A 20,161-nucleotide genomic window follows, 5' to 3' on the forward strand; every position below is an offset into this window, starting at 1 on the left:
TCGTCCTTGACCCAGGTTGACAGTCAGGTCGACCGGAGGCGCGCGTCTCAGCGCGCCTCCTCGATCGCCATCAGCGTCGGCAAATTCCTGCTGACGGTGGTGACCACCTATCTCGGCCTTCTGGCCGTCACCTTCTTCATCGGCCGCGTCGTGCCGATCGATCCGGCGCTTGCCATCGTCGGCGACCGTGCGCCGGCGCATGTTGTCGAGCGTGTGCGCGAGCAGCTAGGCCTTAACCTGCCGCTCTGGCAGCAGTTCATCATCTATGTCCGCCAGGCGCTGTCGGGCGATTTCGGGGTGTCGGTGCTGACCACCAATCCCGTGATGAAGGACATCGCCCGCGTCTTTCCGGCAACGATCGAGCTTGCCACTGTCGGCACCATCATCGGGGCCGTATTCGGCGTGCCGCTCGGCGTGCTGGCCGCCGTCAAGCGTGGCTCGCTCGCCGATCAGCTGGTGCGTGTCATCGGCCTCATCGGCTATTCCGTGCCGATCTTCTGGCTGGGTCTCCTGGCGCTGCTGTTCTTCTACGCAAAGCTGAACTGGGTCGCTTATCCCGGCCGCGTCGACATCGTCTATGAATACAGTTTTACCCCCGTCACCGGCTTCTTCCTCATCGACGCCGCCATGCAGCGGCAGTGGGATGTGCTGTGGGATCTCTTCCGCCACATCATCCTGCCTGGCGGCCTGCTCGGCTATTTCTCCATGGCCTATATCAGCCGCATGACACGCTCCTTCATGCTCAATGAACTGGCGCAGGAATATATCGTTGCGGCCCGCGCCAAGGGCTTGAGCGAAACCCGGATCATCTGGTTCCATGCGCTGCGCAATGCCGCCGTCCCCCTGGTCACCGTCATCGCGCTCTCCTATGCCGGCCTGCTCGAAGGCTCTGTGTTGACCGAGACGATCTTCTCCTGGCCGGGGCTTGGCCTCTACATCACCAATTCGCTGCAGAATGCCGACTTGAACGCCGTGCTCGGCGGGACGATCGTGATCGGATCCGTCTTCATCGGCATCAATCTTCTGTCGGACATTCTCTACCGTACGCTGGATCCGAGGACGCGCAGCCGATGACCACACCCGTCCCCGCTTCCGAGCAATCCTGGAAAGGCTGGCTCACATCCGACCGGCCGCAATCCCGCCTGCAGGCCCGCTGTGGCCGGGCCTATATCATCTGGCAGCGCTTTGCCGAAAACCGGCTGGCGCTGGCCGGTCTCGCCATCCTGCTCGCCCTCCTCTTCGTCGCCGCCTTTGCCGATGTGCTGGCGCCGCATTCGCCGGTTCAGGGTGATCTGCGCAATGCCCGCCTCCTGCCGCCCGGCAGTGCCGGCTATCTGCTCGGCACCGACGATCAGGGTCGCGACATCCTCTCGCGCCTGATCCATGGCTCTCGGTTGACCCTGTTCGTTGTGGCACTGGTCGCGGTCATCGCCGCACCCGTCGGTCTCATCGTCGGGACGATTGCCGGTTATGCCGGCGGCTGGATCGATGGCGTCCTGATGCGCATCACCGATATCTTCCTCGCCTTTCCGAAGCTGGTGCTGGCGCTGGCGCTGGTGGCAGCCCTCGGTCCCGGCATCGAGAATGCGGTGCTTGCCATCGCCATTACCTCCTGGCCGCCCTATGCCCGCATCGCGCGGGCCGAAACACTGACCTTCCGCAATTCGGACTTCATCGCGGCGGTGCAACTGATGGGGGCCTCGCCGCTCCGGATCGTGCTGTCGCATATCGTGCCTCTGTGTCTCTCCTCGGTCATCGTGCGCGTCACGCTCGACATGGCCGGCATCATCCTCACGGCCGCCGGGCTCGGTTTCCTCGGTCTCGGCGCACAGCCGCCGCTGCCGGAATGGGGCGCGATGATCGCGTCCGGTCGCCGCTTCATTCTCGATCAGTGGTGGGTTGCGGCCATGCCAGGCTTCGCCATCCTGATCGTCTCGCTCGGCTTCAACCTTTTGGGTGACGGCTTGCGCGATGCACTCGATCCGAAGGAGGCCGGTCAATGAGCGCGCTTCTGACTGTCGAAAACCTCCGTGTCAGCTTCCCGACCCGCACCGGTTTGATCGAGGCCGTGCGCGGCGTCTCCTTCACGCTCGGGCGCGAACGGCTCGGCATTGTCGGTGAATCCGGGTCCGGCAAGTCGCAGACCGGCCGCGCGATCATGGGGCTGACGCCGGCCCAGGCGCGGATCACGGCCGACCGGCTGCAGTTCGGCGATACCGATCTCCTGACCGCCAGCCCTGCCCGTCGTCGCTCACTGCGCGGCAAGCAGCTGGCGATGATCCTGCAGGATCCGAAATACTCGTTGAACCCGGTCATGACCGTCGGGCGGCAGATCATGGAAACGCTCAGGACGCATGAGAAGGTGTCGTCCAGCGACGCGCGCAAGCGGGCCTTGGCCATGCTCGAAGCCGTGCAGATCCGCAATCCGGAGCGGGTGTTCGATCTCTATCCGCATGAAGTTTCCGGCGGCATGGGCCAGCGTGTGATGATCGCGATGATGCTGATCTGCGGTCCCGAACTCTTGATCGCCGACGAACCGACCTCGGCGCTCGACGTGACCGTCCAGCTCGAAGTGCTCGCCATTCTCGACGCGCTGGTGCGCGATCGCGGCATGGGCCTGATCTTCATCAGCCACGACCTGCGGCTGGTCTCGTCCTTCTGCGACCGGGTGCTGGTCATGTATGCCGGCCGGGTGGTCGAAGAGATCGAGGCGACACGGCTCCACGAAGCGCAACATCCCTATACGAGAGGGCTGCTCGAATGCCTGCCGCAGATCGCCGCCGACCGGCATCCTTTGCCTGTGCTCTCCCGTCAGGCGGAGTGGAAACTATGAGACCGGCCCTTGCCATCCGAGACATGGTCGTCAGCTTCGATGGCTACCGGGCGCTCGACAGCGTCGACGTCGACGTGGAAAGCGGCGCCTCCTTCGGCATCGTCGGCGAATCCGGCTCCGGCAAATCGACGCTGCTGCGGGCCGTGGCCGGGCTGAATTCGTTCAGCCAAGGCATTCTGTCGGTCAACGGCAAGCTCTATGAAGGCCGCAAGCGCGACAAGGCCTTCTACCGGCAGGTGCAGATGGTCTTCCAGGATCCTTACGGCTCTCTGCATCCGCGCCAGACGGTTGACCGACTGCTGCGCGAGCCGCTGACGATCCACGGCTTCGCCGATGCGGAGACACGGATTTCCCGTGCGCTGGACGAAGTTGGCCTCGGCGCCGGCTTCCGCTTCCGCTTTTCGCACCAGCTATCGGGCGGCCAGCGCCAGCGAATCGCGATTGCCCGCGCCCTGATCCTGGAGCCAAAGGTACTGTTGCTCGACGAGCCGACCTCGGCGCTCGATGCCTCGATCCAGGCGGAGATCCTGAACCTGCTCGAACAGGTGCGCAAGGACCGCGGCCTGACCTTCGTCATGGTCAGCCACGACCTCGCCGTGATCAGCCATATGTGCGAAAATCTGGCTGTGATGAAATCTGGCAAGATCGTCGAGACACTGAGCGTCGAGCAATTGCGCAATGGTGATTACTCGACGGACTACACCCGTCAGTTGATGACGGCGAGCGAGGGCTTTCGCCGCAACTGAAGTTCTTCACGGTTTGTGAACCGGGCTGCGCCAACAGCGACGAGAACCATCTGAATCCTCTCTTAGCCGCCAGCTTATCGCTTACCCGCTCACGAACTCGGGCGCCCATTGCAGTATCAGCAGACCAAGCACAGTCTGCGGCAGCGGTGAGCACCTGACGTGAAGAGCCTGTAGACCGTCCATCTTGGAAATACTGGACGTGCGCGCGGCACTCAAGGAGAATGGCGGAGAGGGTGGGATTCGAACCCACGATACCCTTGCGAGTATGCCGCATTTCGAGTGCGGTGCTTTCGACCACTCAGCCACCTCTCCGGTCACATTGGTCGGCGCACGGTGGCGCGGGCTGTCTCATAGCGGCAAGTCACCCCCCACGCAAGAGCGAATGTGACGGTTTTGTCCGCTTTTATCTTGACACCCAGAAGGGGCTCACGTATGCGACCCTCGACTTAAAGTGTGCAGAAATGTGCCTTGTGGTCTTCGCGATCCGCGAAGTGAACCGGCGGGATGAAAGTTCCGCTCCTCCGACTGGCAAAAAGACGGCCCCTCTTTGAGGAGAGCCGGAACGAACATGAAAGGTTAAAAAATGTTCGCAGTCATCAAGACCGGCGGTAAACAGTACCGCGTCAATGCCAACGACGTGCTGACCATTGAAAAGCTGGAAGCCGAAGCTGGTGCGACCATCGAATTCACCGAGATCCTCATGGTCGGCGTCGGCGCAGACGCAACCATCGGCGCGCCCTTCGTGGCTGGCGCCAAGGTTACGGCAGAAGTTGTCGAGCAGACCCGCGGCAAGAAGGTCATCGCCTTCAAGAAGCGTCGTCGTCAGAACTCCAAGCGTTCGCGCGGCCATCGTCAGCACCACACCGTGGTGCGCATCACCGATATCGTCGCAGCCTGAAACGCTGATAACTAGGTTTAAAGGAGCAATCCAATGGCACACAAAAAAGCTGGCGGTTCTTCGCGTAACGGTCGCGATTCCAATTCCAAGCGCCTTGGCGTGAAGAAGTTCGGCGGCGAAGCCGTCATTCCAGGCAACATTATCGTTCGTCAGCGCGGCACGCAGTGGCATCCCGACGCCAATGTCGGCATGGGCAAGGATCACACCGTATTTGCGCTCATCGAAGGCAATGTCGCGTACCGTACCAAGGCCAACGGCAAGGTATACGTGTCCGTAATGCCGAAAGCCGAAGCAGCAGAATAAAGCCGGTAGCGTTTAACAAACAGCCGGTGTCTCATCGACCCGGCTGAGCGCGCAAGGTTCAGTTTCAAGAAAAAGGGGGAGATGGGACACCATCTCCCCCTTTTTCTTTTCCAACCAAGGAGACTGAACCATGGAAAGCTTATTGATGAGGGAGGACCAATTCCGGTCTCCCGAAGAGCGGCCAAGGCCCGATCGGACCAGGACCGATTGCCCTGTCTTGTTGTCACAAAGGCTCGTTCTGCGCGCCCCGCACATCGAAGACATTGACGCCCTTGCCCATCTCGCCAACAATGCCGCGATCGCCACCATGGTGGCCCGCATGCCGCATCCCTACACGGCAAAAGACGCGGCCGACTTCGTGCGACGCACGAATATCGGCGAGATCGGCAAGTGCGTCTATGCCATCACGAAAGCGGAAAACGGCGAGTTTCTCGGTTGCTGCGCGCTGGAGCCCAATCCCGTCGACGATACCACGCTCGAACTCGGCTATTGGCTGGGCGAGCCTTACTGGAACAAGGGTTATGCCACCGAGGCGGCGCATGCGCTGATCGACATGGCCTTTCGCACCCGCGAATGGGTGTCCCGCATCGATGCAAGGTGCCGCGTCACCAACATCGCCTCGCGCCGGGTCATCCAGAAGTCGGGCTTCCAGTTCCAGGGCACCGGCATGGTCGGCAACCTCGCCATGGGCGGCACGGTCCCGGTGGAATGGTACAGGCTGGATCGCAAGACCTGGCTGTCCTTGAAGAGCTGGGGAGACATGCGATGAGCGCGCTTGTTGCCGAACGGCAGGCCACGCGGCCTGTCACACCCGGACCCTGCCCCATGATCGAGGCAACCCGGCTCGTTCTTCGGCCCCACCGCATGGCGGATGCGCCGGCCATTGCCGCCTCGCTTGGCGATTTCGCCGTGGCGCGCATGCTGACAAGGGTCCCTGTGCCTTATGATGGCGAGGATGCCCGCGACTGGCTCAACATGGCAACGTCAGGCCTCAAGCCCGACTGGCATCTGGCCGTCACACTCGATGACGTCCATGTCGGTGTCGTCTCGCTCGAGCTCAGACACGGGCTCTGGCACCTCGGCTATTGGCTGAACCGATTCTACTGGGGCAAGGGGCTGATGGGCGAGGCAGTCGAGCTCACACTTGACCGCTTCTTTCGCCGTATGCCGCAGGTGGAAATTGCCGGCGGCGCCTTTGCCGACAATGCCGCGTCGCTGCGCCTGCTCTCAAGGCGCGGCTTTCGCACGACCGGAATGACGCAAGTCTATTCGGTTGCCCGCAACGGCATGGTTCCGCTCGTCGACATGCGGCTCACCCAGTCGGATTTCAACGGCCGGAGCTGAGGCCCACAAAAGCGGGATCTGGGCAAACCTTGCCCGGATCCATCAAGCAAGCTCGATCCAGACCGGAAAATGGTCGGAGCCGAGTGCCGACAGATCCACCCATGCGGCCTTCAATCTTGGAGCAAGGCCACCACTCAGGAAACAATAATCGAGATGCATGCGCCGCGCGCCATCCTCGCTGATCCAGCTATAGCCGTCTGCCGGCCGGCCGATCCGCGCCTCGGCATCGATGGCAAAGCCGGTACGTGCCACGCGGCCGTAATAGGCATCCTTGCGCCCGGCCATCGTAAGATATTCCGCGCTCTCCGGCTCCATGTTGAAATCGCCCATGATCACGAAGTCCGCCGGCAACGGCGGATCGGGCAGGTCAAACTCATTGATCCCGGTCAGCGCCCCGCCCTCTTCGAGATAGCGGAAGGCTCGCTCCTTGAGAAAGGCAATCTGCGCGATCCGCTCGTCGGGAGAGATGTGGTCGAGATGCACGGAGTAAACGCGCAGCGCCTCCCCTTGCCCCTCCCCCGGCACCTCGATCACCGCCTCCAGCGCCGAACGCTGCAGGTTGAGCCGGTCATAGGTGCGCATGCGCGGCAAGAGCAGGTTGCGCGTGGCCCTGATCGGAAAACGCGACAGCACCATATTGCCGAACTGGAAGCGCCGTTCGATGCGACGCCCATCGACCATCTGATGGTCGACGAGAACATCGCAGCCCGGCCCGAAAGCGCAAGAGTAATCCGGGAAGGCCGCCGAAAACACCGCGACGAGATCGGCGTGACCATTGCGCGAAAAGCCACGGGTGACCTCCTGAAGCGCGATCACATCGGCGCCAGAAAGGCTGGCTGCAATCCGATCCGGGTCAAAACGCCCGTCTTGGCCGATGCCATACTGGATGTTGTAGCTGACGAACTTCACGATACTCTTTGACCTCCGCGCCCTGCGGCGATAACGATGGCCGCGATCCGAGCGGAAAAACGCAACCGACACAAGACGGCAGTACGATGAAATTTCTCGATGAAGCAAAAGTATACATTCGTTCCGGCGACGGCGGTGGCGGTGCTGTGTCGTTCCGGCGTGAAAAGTTCATCGAATTCGGCGGACCTGACGGTGGCGATGGCGGTCGCGGTGGCGATGTCTGGGTGGAAGCCGTCAATGGCTTGAACACGCTGATCGACTTCCGCTTCCAGCAGCATTTCAAGGCCAAGACCGGCACGCACGGCATGGGCCGCAACCGCACCGGCGCCAATGGCGACGACGTGACCCTCAAGGTCCCGGTCGGCACGCAGATTTTCGAGGAAGACAACGAGACCCTGATCGTCGACCTCACGGTCGAAGGCCAGCGCTTCCGCATCGCCAAGGGCGGCAATGGCGGCTTCGGCAATGCCCACTTCAAGACCGCGACCAACCAGGCGCCGGATTGGGCCAATCCTGGCCTTGAGGGCGAAGAAAAGACGGTCTGGCTGCGCCTGAAGCTGATTGCCGATGCCGGTCTCGTCGGCCTGCCCAATGCCGGCAAGTCGACTTTCCTTGCCGCGGTGACCCGCGCCCGGCCGAAAATCGCCAACTATCCCTTCACCACGCTCCATCCGAACCTCGGCGTCGCCACCATTGACGAGCGCGAATTCATCCTGGCCGACATTCCGGGCCTGATTGAAGGCGCCCATGAAGGCGTCGGCATCGGCGACCGCTTCCTCGGCCATGTCGAGCGCACCCGCGTGCTTTTGCATCTCGTTTCCGCCCAGGAAGAAGAGGTCGGCAAGGCGTACAAGACCGTGCGTCGCGAACTCGACGCCTATGGCGGCGGCCTGGATGACAAGCCGGAGATCGTGGCGCTGTCGCAGATCGACGTGCTCGACGCGGCAGAACTGAAGAAGAAGGCGGCGGAACTGAAAAAGGCCTGCGGCCAGACGCCCCTCCTGCTCTCGGCCATCACCGGCAAGGGCATGACGGATGCGCTGCGTGCGCTGCGCGACATCATTGTCGCGGCCCAGGGCAACCAGCCCCTGCCGGAAAAGCGCGAGAAGAACCGCCGCAACCGCGACGGCGATGGCAATCTTGAAGCCGGCCTCGACGGAGAAGGCGACGACTGATGACGACCCGGCTCCGCTCGCTCTCTCGCGTCAAGCGCGTCGTCATCAAGATCGGCTCCGCCCTGCTGGTCGATCGCGGTTCCGGCATCAAGTCGGAGTGGCTCGATGCGATCTCGGATGACATCGCCGCCTTGAAAGCCCGTGGCACCGACGTTCTCGTCGTCTCCTCGGGCGCCATCGCGCTTGGCCGCACCGTGCTCGACATGCCCAAAGGCGCCTTGAAGCTCGAGGAAAGCCAGGCTTGCGCCGCTGTCGGCCAGATTGCGCTTGCCCGTCACTGGGCAGAAAGCCTCTCGCGCCATCAGATCGTGGCCGGCCAGATCCTGCTGACCCTCGGCGATACCGAGGAGCGCCGGCGCTACCTCAACGCCCGTGCCACCCTCAACCAGCTTCTGAAGATCGGCGCCGTGCCGATCATCAACGAGAACGATACGGTGGCTACCACCGAAATCCGATATGGCGACAATGATCGCCTGGCCGCCCGCGTGGCCACCATGGCCGGTGCTGATCTGCTGGTGCTGCTCTCGGATATCGACGGTCTTTACACGGCCCCGCCGCATCTCGATCCCGAGGCCCGTTTCCTCGACACGATTGCCGAGATCACGCCTGATATCGAAGCCATGGCGGGTGGTGCGGCCTCGGAACTGTCGCGCGGTGGCATGCGCACCAAGATCGATGCCGGCAAGATCGCGACCAGCGCCGGCTGTGCGATGATCATTGCGTCGGGCAAGACGATGAACCCTCTCGCCGCCATCGAAGGCGGCGCGCGCCATTCCTGGTTCGCCGCGTCGAAATCGCCGGTCACCGCCCGCAAGACCTGGATTGCCGGACAGCTCCAGCCGGCCGGCACGATTGAGGTCGACGCTGGCGCGGAAGGCGCATTGAAATCCGGCAAGAGCCTGTTGCCCGCCGGCGTTCGCACGGTTTCTGGCAATTTCCATCGCGGCGACACGGTTTCGATCCTCGGGTCCAGTGGCCGCGAGATCGCCCGCGGACTTGCCGGCTATGATGCCGAAGAGGCCCGGCGCATCTGCGGGCGCAAGTCGAAGGAGATCGAAGAGATCCTCGGCTATGCCGGTCGCGCCGCCATGATCCACCGTGATGATCTCGTCATGACCGAACTTGGCCAGCGCGATGCAGCTGCCGCCGAAGACCGGAAGGATGCCGCCCATGCTTGATAGCGTTTCCAATGACAATTCGATGGAAGCCGTGATGCTCGACATCGGGCGTCGCGCCCGCCGCGCCGCCCGACCGCTGGCGACCGCCTCGACATCAGCCAAGAACAAGGCGTTGAATGCCATGGCGGATGCGCTGCTCGCAGCCGAAGCCGAGATCCTCGCAGCCAATGCCATCGACCTCAAAAACGCCGCCGAAACCGGTGTCGCCGCCTCCTTTATTGACCGCCTGACGCTGAACAGCGAGCGCATTGCCGGCATCGCCCGTTCGCTGCGCGAAATCGCCGATCTGCCGGATCCGGTCGGATCGCTGATTGCCGAATGGGATCGTCCGAACGGGCTGCATATCGAGCGCGTCCGCACCCCGCTTGGCGTCATCGGCGTCATCTATGAAAGCCGCCCCAATGTAACCGCCGATGCCGGTGCCCTCTGCCTGAAGGCCGGCAATGCCGTCATCCTGCGCGGCGGCTCCGACAGCGTCCATTCCTCACGCGCCATCCATGCCTGCCTGGTAAAGGGGCTTGAGGCTGCGGGCCTGCCGGGCGATGCGATCCAGCTGGTGCCGGTGACGGACCGCGCCGCCGTCGGCTATCTGCTCTCCGGTCTCAATGGCGCCGTCGATGTCATCGTGCCGCGTGGCGGCAAAAGCCTTGTCGCCCGCGTTCAGCAGGAAGCGCGCGTCCCGGTCTTTGCCCATCTCGAAGGCCTCTGCCACGTTTACGTTGATGCCTCAGCCGATCTCGACATGGCCGTCAAGATCACCGTCAACGCCAAGATGCGTCGCACCGGCATCTGCGGCTCTGCCGAAACCCTGCTGGTGGACCGCGCTGCTGCCGACACGCATTTGAAGCCGATCCTCGACGCGCTCGCCGCCAAAGGCTGCGAGATCCGCGCATCCGAAGCCGTCCTGGCCCGCATTGGCGGTCTGAAGCCCGCAACCGATGCCGACTGGACCACCGAATATCTCGACGCGATCATTTCGGTCGATCTGGTTGACGGCATCGACGGCGCCATCGAACATATAGCCCGCTATTCTTCGAACCACACGGAAGCGGTCATCGCCGAAGATCCTGCCGTGGTCGAACGCTTCTTCAACGAGATCGATTCCGCCATTCTGCTGCACAATGCCTCGACCCAGTTTGCCGATGGCGGCGAGTTCGGCATGGGCGGCGAAATCGGCATTGCGACCGGCAAGATGCACGCCCGCGGCCCTGTTGGCGTCGAGCAGCTGACCTCGTTCAAATACCGCGTCCGCGGCACCGGCCAGGTCCGTCCCTGACGTGGAGGAACCCGCCATCGCGCACCGCCATCGGATCATGCCGCATGTCGAGCCAGGCATGGTGGTGGGTCTGTTCGGCGGGTCCTTCAATCCACCACACCGGGGACATCTGCTCGTCGCGGAAATCGCCATCCGCAGGCTGAAGCTCGACCAACTCTGGTGGATGGTGACGCCCGGCAACCCCTTGAAGAGCCACCGTCAGCTCGCCCCGCTTGGCGAGAGACTGACGGCCTGCGAAGCGTTGGCGGAAGATCCGCGCATCAAGATCACCGCTTTCGAGCAGGCGCTGGGCACGAGCTACACGGCGAAGACGCTGGAATTCATTCGCGCCCGCAATCACGATGTCAACTTTGTCTGGGTCATGGGTGCCGACAATCTGGCAGGCTTTCACCACTGGCAAAACTGGCAGAAGATCGCCAGCACCTTCCCGATTGCCGTGATCGATCGCCCCGGATCAACGCTTGCCTATCTGTCCTCGAAGATGGCTCGCACCTTCGATTATGCCCGCGTCGATGAGGAAGATGCCGGCGTCCTGTGGCAGAAGAAGGCGCCCGCCTGGACCTTTATCCACGGACCGCGCTCGACGCTGAGCTCCACCGCCTTGCGCTCTGCTGCCGAAAACGGATGAAGATCCGACGCCCAATGACGGCATCTGCGACCGGTCCCTTGAAAGAATCGTCGATCGATGCCACCTTTTGGATGCGATCCCAGCGATGGGAAACGCAGACGTGCTGTTCTGTTTTGCCAAGGAAAGGATGAACTCTGACAACAGTACACACCAAGGGACGCGCACCCCGCGCTACCCCGAAGAGCATGGAACGTGGCGCCGATGCTGCAGCCCGTGCGCTTGAGCTGGTCCTCGCAAGCCTTGAGGACTCGAAGGCAGAAGATATCGTCTCTATCGACATTGCCGGGAAATCCGCACTGGGCGACTACATGGTGGTCGTATCCGGACGCTCGAACCGTCATGTCACGGCGATCAGCGAACACCTCATCTCCGACATGAAGGACGAAGGCCTGGGCTCTGCCCGCGTCGAAGGCCTGGAAACCGGCGATTGGGTGCTGATCGACACGGGAGACATCATCGTGCATGTATTCCGACCCGAAATCCGCGAGTTCTACAACCTGGAAAGGATGTGGGCAGCGCCTGATATCGAGGATCGGCTGCACTAGCATTTCCAGCCGAAGCGCGATCGCTTCGGCGTCGGACAATGCGGAAAAACAAAAGCTTAGAGTATGTCCGGTGATCCCGTGATCACCGTGAATGCTCTAAAACGGCCGGCCGTCCGGTGGACGGTCTCGAAGCCGGATTGACACGGCAGGCGTCATCCTGCCGATAGAGATGGTTTTGTGACCTTAACCCCTGGGACTGCCGCATGAAAATTGGCATCTATGCCGTAGGCCGGCTGAAAGCTGGACCGGAGAAGGAACTTGCGTCCCGTTATCTGGACCGCTTCGCCAAGGCCGGACCGCAATGCGGACTGGATTTCACCCGCTCCGTCGAGCTGAATGAAAGCCGCGCCGGCAATGCCGACACGAGAAAGCGCGAGGAAGCCGCCGAGCTTTCCCGCCAGATCCCCGACGGCGCCTTCATTGTCGTGCTCGATGAACGCGGCAAGGCCCTCGACAGCGCCGAATTCGCCAAATTTATCGGGGAAGCAGCCGACAATGGCCAGCGGGACATGGCCTTTGTCATTGGCGGCGCCGACGGCGTGGACCCCGAATTGCGGGACCGGGCCCGCCTCGTTTTGAACCTTGGAAAGCTCACCTGGCCGCATCAGCTCGTCCGGATCTTGATTGCCGAACAGCTCTACCGTGCCGTTACGATCCTCACCGGCCACCCTTATCATCGGGTGTGACGGAAGGATGGCGCTATATCGCTTTGCGTGAGGCGCAAATCAGCGTATTTTCCCGCCAAACCTGGGAAAATGCCTTGCGAGTGACGAGCAGATTGACCGCGATCGACAGACTGTGGCGCCAAAGCGGTGCCCGCTGCGGCCGCGTTGCGTTGCTCGCAGGTCTCGTCGTGGTGCCGCTTGGCGCAAACCATCATCTGCACGCCGCGCCGGATGACAGGTCTTCGATCACGACAGGCGCAGTCCCGCCACGACCGGAGCGCGACGATCTGGTGACGACCCCGGTCGTTGCGGCGGAAAAGCCGGACCCGGCCTTGGAACTCCGCGCCAAGCGCGATGAGGTTAGCAGCGAACTGCAGGAAGTGGCACGCACCATGCAGCTTTCGGCAGAAAAGACGGCCGAGCTCGAAAAGAGTATCGCCGAGATCACGAAATCCTCGGAGAGCCTGAAATCGGCCCTGCTGGAATCTGCCGCACGCCGCAAGGACATCGAGAACAAGATCAGTGCTGGCGAGAAGCGACTGGCCGATATCGGTGTGCGCGAGGACAAGATCCGCGCCTCCTTCAAGGACCGTCGCGCCGTGCTCGCCGAAGTCCTGGCCGCTCTCCAGCGCATGGGACGCAATCCGCCGCCGGCTTTGCTCGTCAGCCCGGAGGATGCACTGGCATCGGTGCGCACCGCCATCCTGCTCGGCGCAGTCGTGCCCGGCGTCCGCCAAGAGACAGACAAGCTGGCAGGCGACCTTAAAGAGTTGATTGCGCTGCGCGACGCCAGCCGCACCGAGATGGAAAACCTCGTCACGACCATTGCCAGCCGCCAGGAGGAAGAACGGCGGATGGACATGCTTCTGGTCGAGAATGACCGGCTCGCACGCACCAATTCACTGCAGCTGCAGGCCGAACGCAAGCAGGCGGAAAGCCTTGCCGAACGCGTCACCACGATGGAAGCGCTGATCGCATCGCTCGAGAACGAGATCACTTCGGTACGCCAGGCCGCAGAACTCGCCCGCGCCGAAGAGACGCGCCGGGCCCAGATGACCGAGGACCAGAAGGCACGGGCTCGTGATTTGGCCCAGTCGGGATTGCCTGATAAAAACCGTATTGCGCCAGCATATCCGTTCTCCGAATTGCAGCAGAAGCTAGACCTGCCAGTGGCGGGCGAAACGCTGCGTCAGTTCGGCGATCCGGATGGAACCGGGCATCAGGCACAGGGCACCGTGATTGCTGCTCAGCCCGGCGCTCTGGTGACTGCACCGGCCGATGGTTGGGTTGTGTTTGCCGGCAATTTCAGAAGCTACGGTCAGATGATCATTCTGAACACGGGCGAAGGCTATCACATGGTGCTGTCCGGCATGGACCGCATCACGACGGGACAGGGCAAGTTTGTGCTGTCTGGAGAGCCGCTGGCGACCATGGGTGAAAAAAGAGTGGCCAGTGCCATTGCTTTGGCGCTGGAAACGGAGCGTCCTACTCTTTACATAGAACTGCGAAAAGACGGTAAACCGGTTGATTCCCGTCCTTGGTGGGCCGGAGGCGATTCTGGAAAGGCACAGAATGATACGTAGGGTCTCTCTTCTCCTCGTCGGCGCCCTGATGGGCGCAACTGCGATGAGTGTCATTTATTCGGCGGGCGTCCCGGCTCAGGCTGCGGGTGCATCCACCTACAAGGAACTCTCGATCTTCGGCGACGTCTTCGAGCGCATCCGCGCGCAATACGTCACGCCGCCGGATGAAAACAAGCTCGTGGAGAGCGCCATCAACGGCATGCTCACCTCGCTTGACCCCCATTCGGTCTACATGAACGCCAAGGATGCGGCGGACATGCAGACCCAGACCCGCGGTGAATTCGGCGGCATCGGCATTGAAGTGACGATGGAAGAAGAACTGGTCAAGGTCATCACGCCGATCGATGACACGCCCGGCGCCAAGGCCGGCATTCTGGCCGGCGACTTCATCTCGGATATCAACGGTGAAAGCGTTCGCGGCCTCAAGCTTGAGGAAGCGGTCGAAAAGATGCGCGGCGCGGTCAACACGCCGATCAAGCTGACCATCCTGCGTAAGGGTGCCGACAAGCCGATCGACATCACCGTCACTCGCGAAATCATCCCGATCCGCGCCGTCAAGTCACGCGTCGAAGGTGATGTCGGCTATCTCCGCGTCATCTCCTTCACGGAGAAGACCTATGACGACCTGGAAGCCGCGATCGAGAAGATCAAGAAGGAAGTCCCGGCCGACAAGCTGAAGGGCTATGTTCTCGACCTGCGCCTCAACCCGGGCGGTCTGCTCGACCAGGCGATCTACGTCTCCGACGCCTTCCTGGAACGTGGCGAAGTGGTCTCCACCCGCTCGCGCGATCCGCAGGACACCCGCCGCTTCAACGCGACCGCCGGTGATCTGACCGATGGCAAGCCGGTGATCGTGCTTGTCAATGGCGGCTCGGCCTCGGCGTCTGAAATCGTCGCCGGCGCCCTGCAGGATCTGAAGCGCGCGACCGTGCTCGGCACCCGCTCCTTCGGCAAGGGTTCGGTCCAGACCATCATCCCGATGGGCGAAAAGGGCGCGCTGCGTCTGACCACGGCGCTGTACTACACGCCGTCGGGCCGTTCGATCCAGGGCACCGGCATCGAGCCTGACATCAAGGTCGAGCAGCCCCTGCCGGAAGAACTCCAGGGCAAGGTCCGCTCCGAAGGTGAATCGGCCCTGCCGGGTCACATCAAGGGCAATGCCGAAACCGATGAAGGCTCCGGCTCGGTCGCCTATGTCCCGCCGGAAGCCAAGGATGACGTCCAGCTCAACCAGGCGCTTGACCTGCTGCGCGGCGTGAAGACCGATCCGGCCTTCCCGGCCGATCCGCAGAAGGCATCGCTGCAGTAAACCGCTATCGCCGCCGCCCGCGTCTCCCTCAAGGCGCGGGCGTTCGGATCTTCAGGATCCGCCACATTCATCGGAAGTCTCGGCATGGATCTGCATGCACCGCTCGGTCAGGAGCGAAAGGGCGGCCACCGCCGCAAGCGTCGCATACGTTTGTCCACCCTGTCCTCCGTTGCAGCCGGTCTCGCCCTGGTCGGCGTGTCCGCCTGGACAGCACTTTCGCCGCTACCCCTCTCCATCGAAGCTCCGATCAGCCTGACGCCCCCCGCAGCCGAACCGCCCGTGCTCGCCGAGGGAACCCAACGTGACACGACCGAAAGCCCTGCTGCCGGTATATCGGCAAGCGGCCCCCGTGACGGCGCCAATGTGCGACGCACAACAACGGCGGACGGCAATGTCGTGACCACGTTCAGCCCCACCTCGCGCCAGGGCCCCGTTATCATCGGCGCAACGAACACACAGGATCCCCGTCTCGCCGGCCTGCCCAATGAGGATCTGCTCGAAGACACACCCGAAGGCCGCCTGCCGGTCGTGTCGGATACGGGTCTGCGCCCGGTCGATTATTACGCCAGGCCCTGGTCCGGTGCCCGCGGCACGAAGATCGCCATCGTCATCGGCGGCATCGGCCTGAGCCAGACGGGCAGCCAGAAGGCCGTGCGCGACCTGTCGGATGATATCACCCTTGCCTTTGCCGCGACTGGCAACAGCCTGCAGCGCTGGATGCAGGAAGCCCGCCGCAAGGGGCATGAGATCGTGCTGCAAGTTCCGATGGAGCCCTTCGACTATCCGAATAATGATCCGGGCCGCGATACGCTTCTGGCCGAGGCGGGTGCCGCATCGAACCTTGAAAACCTGCACAAGGCGATGGGTCAGATCACCAACTATACCGGCATCATGAACTATATGGGCGCCCGCTTCCTCGCCGACGACAAGGCGATGGATCCGATCATGCGCGACATTGCCGCGCGCGGTCTGCTGTTCCTGGACGATGGCTCGACGGCGCGCTCGCTGTCCGGGGATTACGCCAAGGCCGTCGGCTTTCCGCATGCTTTCGCCGATGTCGTCATCGACAGCCAGATCGATAGCCAGGCGATCCTCGCAAAGCTCGACGAACTGGAACGCATCGCCCGCCGCAACGGCCAGGCCATCGGCGTCGGCGCTGCCTTTGATGAAACCATAGACGCCGTGGCCAAATGGCGCGAAGAAGCCGTGGCCCGTGGCATCGAGATCGTCGGCGTCTCCGCCATCGCCGCCGATTGAAGACGAAACCCGCAGGCACCGTGCGAACCGAGAGCAGCCCCATGACATCCGAAGACTTGAGCCCGAAAATCAAGGCCGAAGATTTGCCCTACCGCCCCTGCGTCGGCATCATGGTGCTGAACAGGGCCGGCCTCGTCTGGGCCGGCCGACGCATCTCGGAAGGCAATTCCGAATATGACGGCTCGCCGCAGCTCTGGCAGATGCCCCAGGGTGGCATCGACGCGGGCGAGGCGCCACTGCCTGCCGCCATGCGCGAGCTTTATGAAGAAACCGGCATGAAGACCGTCTCGCTGCTGGCCGAAGCCGGCCGCTGGATCAATTACGACCTGCCGGCCCACCTGATCGGCATCGGCCTGCGCGGCAAGTATCGCGGCCAGACCCAGCGCTGGTTCGCCTTCCGCTTCGAAGGCGACGAGAACGAGATCGCCATCAACCCGCCGCCCGGCGGCCATCAGCCGGAATTCGATGCCTGGGAATGGAAGCCGATGCAGGATCTGCCCGACCTGATCGTGCCCTTCAAGCGCGCCGTCTACGAAGAAGTCGTGGCGGAGTTCTCCCACCTGGCAGGCTGAGCGGCAACCCGTTCATAACCCCGTCGCGACCGCAAAACCTTCATCCGCCCAGCCGGTCATGCCGCCGATCATCACCTTCACCTTGCGGCCAAGCCGGGCCAGCCGAAGGGCTGCCTTGTCGGTGCCGTTGCAATGCGGTCCGGCGCAATAGACCACGAACAGCGTATCCTCGGGCCATTCCGCCATCTTCCGCTCCGTCATCTTGCCATGCGGCAGGTTGATCGCGCCTGGCACATGCGCCTTTTCGAACAATGCAGGTCCGCGCACGTCGAGAAGCACGAAATCCGGCTCCCCCTTTTCCAACACCGCATGCACGTCCCAGCAATCCGTCTCGAAGGAAAGCCGTGCCGCATAGTGAGCCGCGACCAGGGCAGGATCGGCGGCGGGAATTTCAGTGACATGGCTCGGCATGGGCATCTCCTTGGTGTTTCGATGGAGAGATCTTGCCTTTTTACAGCAATGAGCGAAACTGGCCTGAATGCCAACATGCGTAAAGATTGCGCCAATGAATTCACCCTTCGCCTCCTCCCCCCTCACCGGTCCCCGTGTCGTCACGCTGGCCTATGACGGCCTCTGCACCTTCGAATTCGGCGTGGCGGTGGAAGTCTTCGGTTTGGCGCGGCCGGAACTGGGCAATGACTGGTATCGCCATGCCACCGCTGCCATCGAGCCCGGCCCCTTGCGCGCGGCCGGCGGCCTCACCGTCACGACGAGCGGCAATCTCGACCTCATCGCCGAAGCCGATCTGATCGTCGTGCCCGGTTGGCGCGGTATCGGCGAACCCGTTCCAGCGCTGCTCATCGAAACCCTGCGTGCTGCCCATGCCCGCGGTGCAAGGCTGATGTCCCTCTGCTCGGGACTTGCGGTTCTGGCTGCCACCGGCCTTCTCGACGGCCACCGCGCCACCACCCACTGGCGTTATGCCGATGCGATCCGCAGCCGCTTCCCTCTGATCAAGCTCGATCCGGACGTGCTCTATGTCGATGAAGGGCAGGTGATGACCGCCGCCGGCAGTGCAGCCGGCATCGATCTTTGTCTCCATGTAGTGCGCCGTGATTTCGGCGCAGAAGCCGCCAACAGCGTTGCCCGCCGCCTCGTCGTGCCGCCGCATCGCGAGGGTGGCCAGGCCCAGTTCATCGTCAAACCCGTACCGCAGGAGCGCGAAGGCCAGCGCCTCGCGCCCCTTATCGACTGGATCGATGGCAATCTTGATCGGGAAGTAACGCTTGCCGAAATGGCCGCGCGCGCCGGCATGAGCACGCGCAGCTTCCAACGCAAGTTCAAGGACTTGACCGGCTCGGCCCCGGGCGAATTCCTGCTCGCCCGCCGCCTGCGCCACGCTTGCGATCTGCTGGAGCGCCAGGCAGACCTGTCACTCGATGACATCGCACTTGCCGCAGGCTTCGGCACGCCGGCGACGCTCCGCCACCACTTCCGTACCCGGCTTGCCACCAGCCCCGCCGCCTATCGCGCGCGCTTCGGCCATGCAGCCTGAGCCCGGCCTCACTTCACCGCCGCATTGCCGCCATCGGCATAGAGTGCCGAACCGGCAACAAAACTCCCCATTGGCCCGGCCAGGAACAGTGCGGCCGCCGCGATCTCTTCCGGCTGCGCAATCCGCTTCAGCGCATGCAAGGACGCAGCCCAGTCCTTCTGCGTCTGGTCGCCCGCCATCGCCGTATCGGTCCCTCCCGGCAGGAGCGCATTGGCCCGAATGCCTTCGGCGCCGTAATCGGCGGTGATACCCTTCACCAGCCCCATCAACCCGGCTTTCGCCGCACCATAGGCAGCCATGCTTGGCAAGCCGACGCTGGTGCCGACGAAGCTGGAAACGAAGACGAGCGCACCGCCACCATTCGCCTGCATGGCGGGGATCTGTGCCCGAGCCGCCAGAAAGGCACAAGTGAGGTTGCCATCGACCACGGACTGCCACTCCGCAGGGTCCAGTGTCGCAAGGGGACCGATCCGTCCGACAGTGCCGGCATTGTTGATCGCAATATCGAGCCGGCCGAAGGCTTCGAGAGCCGTGTCGACCAGCCGCCGATGCGTGTCTGCCTGGCGAACATCTCCGGCGACCGCCTGGACGATGCCGCCGCTTGCCCGGATATCCGCTGCAACCCGGTCGAGCGCTTCCGCCCGCCGAGCATTGATGACGACGGCTGCACCTTCGCGCGCAAAGAGCACGGCCGTCGCACGCCCAATGCCAGAAGACGCGCCGGTGATGATGGCAACCTTGCCCTGAAGACTGTTCATGATGATGACCTCCTGTTTCAGGAGGCCAGACATAGAGAGGCGCAAGGGTGTCGCGACACCCGTTTCTTGTTTGCACCAGACAAAGGGCAATGGATGAGTTGAGGCAGGTGGAACGTGGAAAGGCGGTTCTTGCGGCCTTCGAGGCAATTTCACCGCTCGGCGGCAGCCGCCTCGTCAGCGCTTTCCTCGATGCGCTCCATGTCGTCGTCCGACAGACCGAAATGGTGGCCGATTTCATGGATCAGCACATGGGTGATGATGTCGCCCAGTGTCTCCTCGTTTTCCGCCCAATAATCGAGGATCGGCCGCCGGTAGAGAATGATGCGGTTCGGCATCATCCCGGTTTCCATGGTGAAACGCTCGGAAATGCCGCGCCCTTCGAACAGCCCCAGCAGATCGAAAGGCGTTTCGAGCGCCATGTCTTCGAAGACTTCATCGGTCGGAAAATCGGTGATCTCGATAATGAGATCCTTACTCAGGTCGCGAAATTCCTGCGGCAGCCGGCCATAGGCCTCGATCGCCAGCGACTCGAACGTGCTGATCGTCGGCGCGTGCCGTTCCTGCCAATCCTCACTCTGGTCTATGCGGGCCATGGGTACTCCTTACTGCCCGCACATATAGGGGTTTTGCGTCATCATTTCGAGAGTGAATTCAACGAAGGAATAAATTCTTATCTCCACCCCGTTG

The 20,161-nt window shown here is 62.7% G+C and carries 23 protein-coding genes and 1 tRNA gene; 19 read left to right on the forward strand and 5 right to left on the reverse strand.

What is annotated here, in order from left to right; all coding sequences use genetic code 11:
* The first annotated feature begins 6 nt into the window (after positions 1-6).
* Genes IP76_RS09925 through IP76_RS09940 form a run of 4 tightly spaced genes read left to right on the forward strand, consistent with a single transcriptional unit; the run spans position 7 to position 3,579 of the window.
* The gene (locus IP76_RS09925; protein ID WP_054158043.1) at positions 7-1,074 is read left to right on the forward strand and encodes an ABC transporter permease; all 1,068 of its coding nucleotides are present in this window, start codon (positions 7-9) and stop codon (positions 1,072-1,074) included.
* Positions 1,071-2,003, forward strand: coding sequence for an ABC transporter permease (locus tag IP76_RS09930; RefSeq protein WP_054158044.1), 933 nt, complete (start codon positions 1,071-1,073; stop codon positions 2,001-2,003). The genes IP76_RS09925 and IP76_RS09930 overlap by 4 nt, the downstream gene beginning before the upstream one ends.
* Positions 2,000-2,833, forward strand: coding sequence for an ABC transporter ATP-binding protein (locus tag IP76_RS09935; RefSeq protein WP_054158045.1), 834 nt, complete (start codon positions 2,000-2,002; stop codon positions 2,831-2,833). Before IP76_RS09930 ends, IP76_RS09935 begins: the two co-directional genes overlap by 4 nt.
* Positions 2,830-3,579: an ABC transporter ATP-binding protein gene (locus IP76_RS09940; RefSeq protein WP_054158046.1), complete on the forward strand. Its 750-nt coding sequence runs from the start codon at positions 2,830-2,832 to the stop codon at positions 3,577-3,579. The genes IP76_RS09935 and IP76_RS09940 overlap by 4 nt, the downstream gene beginning before the upstream one ends.
* 222 nt (positions 3,580-3,801) lie before the next feature.
* On the opposite strand, the gene IP76_RS09945 is transcribed toward IP76_RS09940, so the two are convergent.
* Positions 3,802-3,891: transfer RNA gene (locus tag IP76_RS09945), tRNA-Ser, on the reverse strand.
* 271 nt (positions 3,892-4,162) lie between these two features.
* Here IP76_RS09945 and rplU point away from each other — a divergent pair.
* The 4 genes from rplU to IP76_RS09965 all read left to right on the forward strand — a co-directional run bounded on the left by rplU (position 4,163) and on the right by IP76_RS09965 (position 6,124).
* A complete protein-coding gene (gene rplU / locus IP76_RS09950) occupies positions 4,163-4,477 on the forward strand; it encodes a 50S ribosomal protein L21 (protein WP_054158047.1) in 315 nt (104 codons plus the stop codon).
* Between the two features lie 33 nt (positions 4,478-4,510).
* Entirely contained in the window at positions 4,511-4,780 is a 270-nt protein-coding gene (gene rpmA, locus IP76_RS09955) for a 50S ribosomal protein L27 (protein ID WP_054158048.1), read from the forward strand.
* 130 nt (positions 4,781-4,910) lie between these two features.
* The gene (locus IP76_RS09960; protein ID WP_054158049.1) at positions 4,911-5,549 is read left to right on the forward strand and encodes a GNAT family N-acetyltransferase; all 639 of its coding nucleotides are present in this window, start codon (positions 4,911-4,913) and stop codon (positions 5,547-5,549) included.
* Positions 5,546-6,124, forward strand: coding sequence for a GNAT family N-acetyltransferase (locus IP76_RS09965; protein ID WP_054158050.1), 579 nt, complete (start codon positions 5,546-5,548; stop codon positions 6,122-6,124). The genes IP76_RS09960 and IP76_RS09965 overlap by 4 nt, the downstream gene beginning before the upstream one ends.
* A gap of 42 nt (positions 6,125-6,166) precedes the next feature.
* Here the strand turns inward: IP76_RS09965 and IP76_RS09970 are convergent, their stop codons facing one another.
* Positions 6,167-7,033: an endonuclease/exonuclease/phosphatase family protein gene (locus IP76_RS09970; protein ID WP_054158051.1), complete on the reverse strand. Its 867-nt coding sequence runs from the start codon at positions 7,031-7,033 to the stop codon at positions 6,167-6,169.
* A gap of 86 nt (positions 7,034-7,119) precedes the next feature.
* On the opposite strand from IP76_RS09970, the gene obgE reads away from it, so the two are divergent.
* The 10 genes from obgE (at position 7,120) to IP76_RS10020 (ending at position 17,221) form a co-directional block, all read left to right on the forward strand.
* Positions 7,120-8,208: a GTPase ObgE gene (obgE, locus tag IP76_RS09975; protein WP_054158052.1), complete on the forward strand. Its 1,089-nt coding sequence runs from the start codon at positions 7,120-7,122 to the stop codon at positions 8,206-8,208.
* Positions 8,208-9,386, forward strand: coding sequence for a glutamate 5-kinase (gene proB, locus IP76_RS09980; RefSeq protein WP_054158053.1), 1,179 nt, complete (start codon positions 8,208-8,210; stop codon positions 9,384-9,386). The genes obgE and proB overlap by 1 nt, the downstream gene beginning before the upstream one ends.
* Positions 9,379-10,662: a glutamate-5-semialdehyde dehydrogenase gene (locus IP76_RS09985; protein WP_054158095.1), complete on the forward strand. Its 1,284-nt coding sequence runs from the start codon at positions 9,379-9,381 to the stop codon at positions 10,660-10,662. Before proB ends, IP76_RS09985 begins: the two co-directional genes overlap by 8 nt.
* Before the next feature lie 37 nt (positions 10,663-10,699).
* Positions 10,700-11,290, forward strand: a complete 591-nt coding sequence (locus tag IP76_RS09990) for a nicotinate-nucleotide adenylyltransferase (RefSeq protein ID WP_054158054.1) — start codon at positions 10,700-10,702, stop codon at positions 11,288-11,290.
* 134 nt (positions 11,291-11,424) lie between these two features.
* Entirely contained in the window at positions 11,425-11,835 is a 411-nt protein-coding gene (rsfS, locus tag IP76_RS09995) for a ribosome silencing factor (protein WP_245281434.1), read from the forward strand.
* A gap of 203 nt (positions 11,836-12,038) precedes the next feature.
* Positions 12,039-12,521 (forward strand): 23S rRNA (pseudouridine(1915)-N(3))-methyltransferase RlmH, encoded by a 483-nt coding sequence (gene rlmH / locus IP76_RS10000; protein WP_054158056.1) that lies wholly within the window; start codon positions 12,039-12,041, stop codon positions 12,519-12,521.
* A gap of 80 nt (positions 12,522-12,601) precedes the next feature.
* On the forward strand, positions 12,602-14,083 hold the full coding sequence (locus IP76_RS10005) for a murein hydrolase activator EnvC (RefSeq protein WP_245281431.1): 1,482 nt from the start codon (positions 12,602-12,604) through the stop codon (positions 14,081-14,083).
* On the forward strand, positions 14,073-15,392 hold the full coding sequence (locus IP76_RS10010) for a S41 family peptidase (RefSeq protein ID WP_054158057.1): 1,320 nt from the start codon (positions 14,073-14,075) through the stop codon (positions 15,390-15,392). The genes IP76_RS10005 and IP76_RS10010 overlap by 11 nt, the downstream gene beginning before the upstream one ends.
* An 84-nt stretch (positions 15,393-15,476) precedes the next feature.
* A complete protein-coding gene (locus tag IP76_RS10015) occupies positions 15,477-16,649 on the forward strand; it encodes a divergent polysaccharide deacetylase family protein (RefSeq protein ID WP_054158058.1) in 1,173 nt (390 codons plus the stop codon).
* Positions 16,650-16,690: 41 nt separating this feature from the next.
* Entirely contained in the window at positions 16,691-17,221 is a 531-nt protein-coding gene (locus IP76_RS10020) for an RNA pyrophosphohydrolase (protein WP_054158059.1), read from the forward strand.
* A gap of 12 nt (positions 17,222-17,233) precedes the next feature.
* Here IP76_RS10020 and IP76_RS10025 read toward each other — a convergent pair whose 3' ends face one another.
* Positions 17,234-17,632, reverse strand: a complete 399-nt coding sequence (locus IP76_RS10025) for a rhodanese-like domain-containing protein (protein WP_054158060.1) — start codon at positions 17,630-17,632, stop codon at positions 17,234-17,236.
* A 67-nt stretch (positions 17,633-17,699) separates the two neighbouring features.
* Between IP76_RS10025 and ftrA the strand changes: the two genes are divergently transcribed.
* A complete protein-coding gene (gene ftrA, locus IP76_RS10030; protein WP_054158061.1) occupies positions 17,700-18,716 on the forward strand; it encodes a transcriptional regulator FtrA in 1,017 nt (338 codons plus the stop codon).
* An 8-nt stretch (positions 18,717-18,724) separates the two neighbouring features.
* Here ftrA and IP76_RS10035 read toward each other — a convergent pair whose 3' ends face one another.
* Together IP76_RS10035 and IP76_RS10040 are read right to left on the reverse strand one after the other, a co-directional pair.
* Entirely contained in the window at positions 18,725-19,474 is a 750-nt protein-coding gene (locus tag IP76_RS10035; RefSeq protein WP_054158097.1) for an SDR family oxidoreductase, read from the reverse strand.
* Between the two features lie 149 nt (positions 19,475-19,623).
* A complete protein-coding gene (locus IP76_RS10040) occupies positions 19,624-20,067 on the reverse strand; it encodes a metallopeptidase family protein (protein WP_054158062.1) in 444 nt (147 codons plus the stop codon).
* Positions 20,068-20,161 lie beyond the last annotated feature (94 nt).

The organism is Rhizobium sp. AAP43 (assembly GCF_001296045.1).
GTDB lineage: Bacteria > Pseudomonadota > Alphaproteobacteria > Rhizobiales > Rhizobiaceae > Allorhizobium.

Bases quoted from the DNA above. Each gene is read 5' to 3' on its own strand.
- IP76_RS10015 (WP_054158058.1), top strand. From the start codon at position 15,477: ATGGATCTGCATGCACCGCTCGGTCAGGAGCGAAAGGGCGGCCACCGC.
- IP76_RS09965 (WP_054158050.1), top strand. From the start codon at position 5,546: ATGAGCGCGCTTGTTGCCGAACGGCAGGCCACGCGGCCTGTCACACCC.
- IP76_RS09940 (WP_054158046.1), top strand. From the start codon at position 2,830: ATGAGACCGGCCCTTGCCATCCGAGACATGGTCGTCAGCTTCGATGGC.
- IP76_RS10035 (WP_054158097.1), bottom strand. From the start codon at position 19,474: ATGAACAGTCTTCAGGGCAAGGTTGCCATCATCACCGGCGCGTCTTCT.
- rplU (WP_054158047.1), top strand. From the start codon at position 4,163: ATGTTCGCAGTCATCAAGACCGGCGGTAAACAGTACCGCGTCAATGCC.
- IP76_RS10040 (WP_054158062.1), bottom strand. From the start codon at position 20,067: ATGGCCCGCATAGACCAGAGTGAGGATTGGCAGGAACGGCACGCGCCG.
- IP76_RS10010 (WP_054158057.1), top strand. From the start codon at position 14,073: ATGATACGTAGGGTCTCTCTTCTCCTCGTCGGCGCCCTGATGGGCGCA.
- IP76_RS10025 (WP_054158060.1), bottom strand. From the start codon at position 17,632: ATGCCGAGCCATGTCACTGAAATTCCCGCCGCCGATCCTGCCCTGGTC.
- IP76_RS09930 (WP_054158044.1), top strand. From the start codon at position 1,071: ATGACCACACCCGTCCCCGCTTCCGAGCAATCCTGGAAAGGCTGGCTC.
- rpmA (WP_054158048.1), top strand. From the start codon at position 4,511: ATGGCACACAAAAAAGCTGGCGGTTCTTCGCGTAACGGTCGCGATTCC.
- IP76_RS09985 (WP_054158095.1), top strand. From the start codon at position 9,379: ATGCTTGATAGCGTTTCCAATGACAATTCGATGGAAGCCGTGATGCTC.
- rlmH (WP_054158056.1), top strand. From the start codon at position 12,039: ATGAAAATTGGCATCTATGCCGTAGGCCGGCTGAAAGCTGGACCGGAG.
- IP76_RS10020 (WP_054158059.1), top strand. From the start codon at position 16,691: ATGACATCCGAAGACTTGAGCCCGAAAATCAAGGCCGAAGATTTGCCC.
- IP76_RS09935 (WP_054158045.1), top strand. From the start codon at position 2,000: ATGAGCGCGCTTCTGACTGTCGAAAACCTCCGTGTCAGCTTCCCGACC.
- ftrA (WP_054158061.1), top strand. From the start codon at position 17,700: ATGCCAACATGCGTAAAGATTGCGCCAATGAATTCACCCTTCGCCTCC.
- obgE (WP_054158052.1), top strand. From the start codon at position 7,120: ATGAAATTTCTCGATGAAGCAAAAGTATACATTCGTTCCGGCGACGGC.
- IP76_RS09990 (WP_054158054.1), top strand. From the start codon at position 10,700: ATGCCGCATGTCGAGCCAGGCATGGTGGTGGGTCTGTTCGGCGGGTCC.
- IP76_RS09960 (WP_054158049.1), top strand. From the start codon at position 4,911: ATGGAAAGCTTATTGATGAGGGAGGACCAATTCCGGTCTCCCGAAGAG.
- proB (WP_054158053.1), top strand. From the start codon at position 8,208: ATGACGACCCGGCTCCGCTCGCTCTCTCGCGTCAAGCGCGTCGTCATC.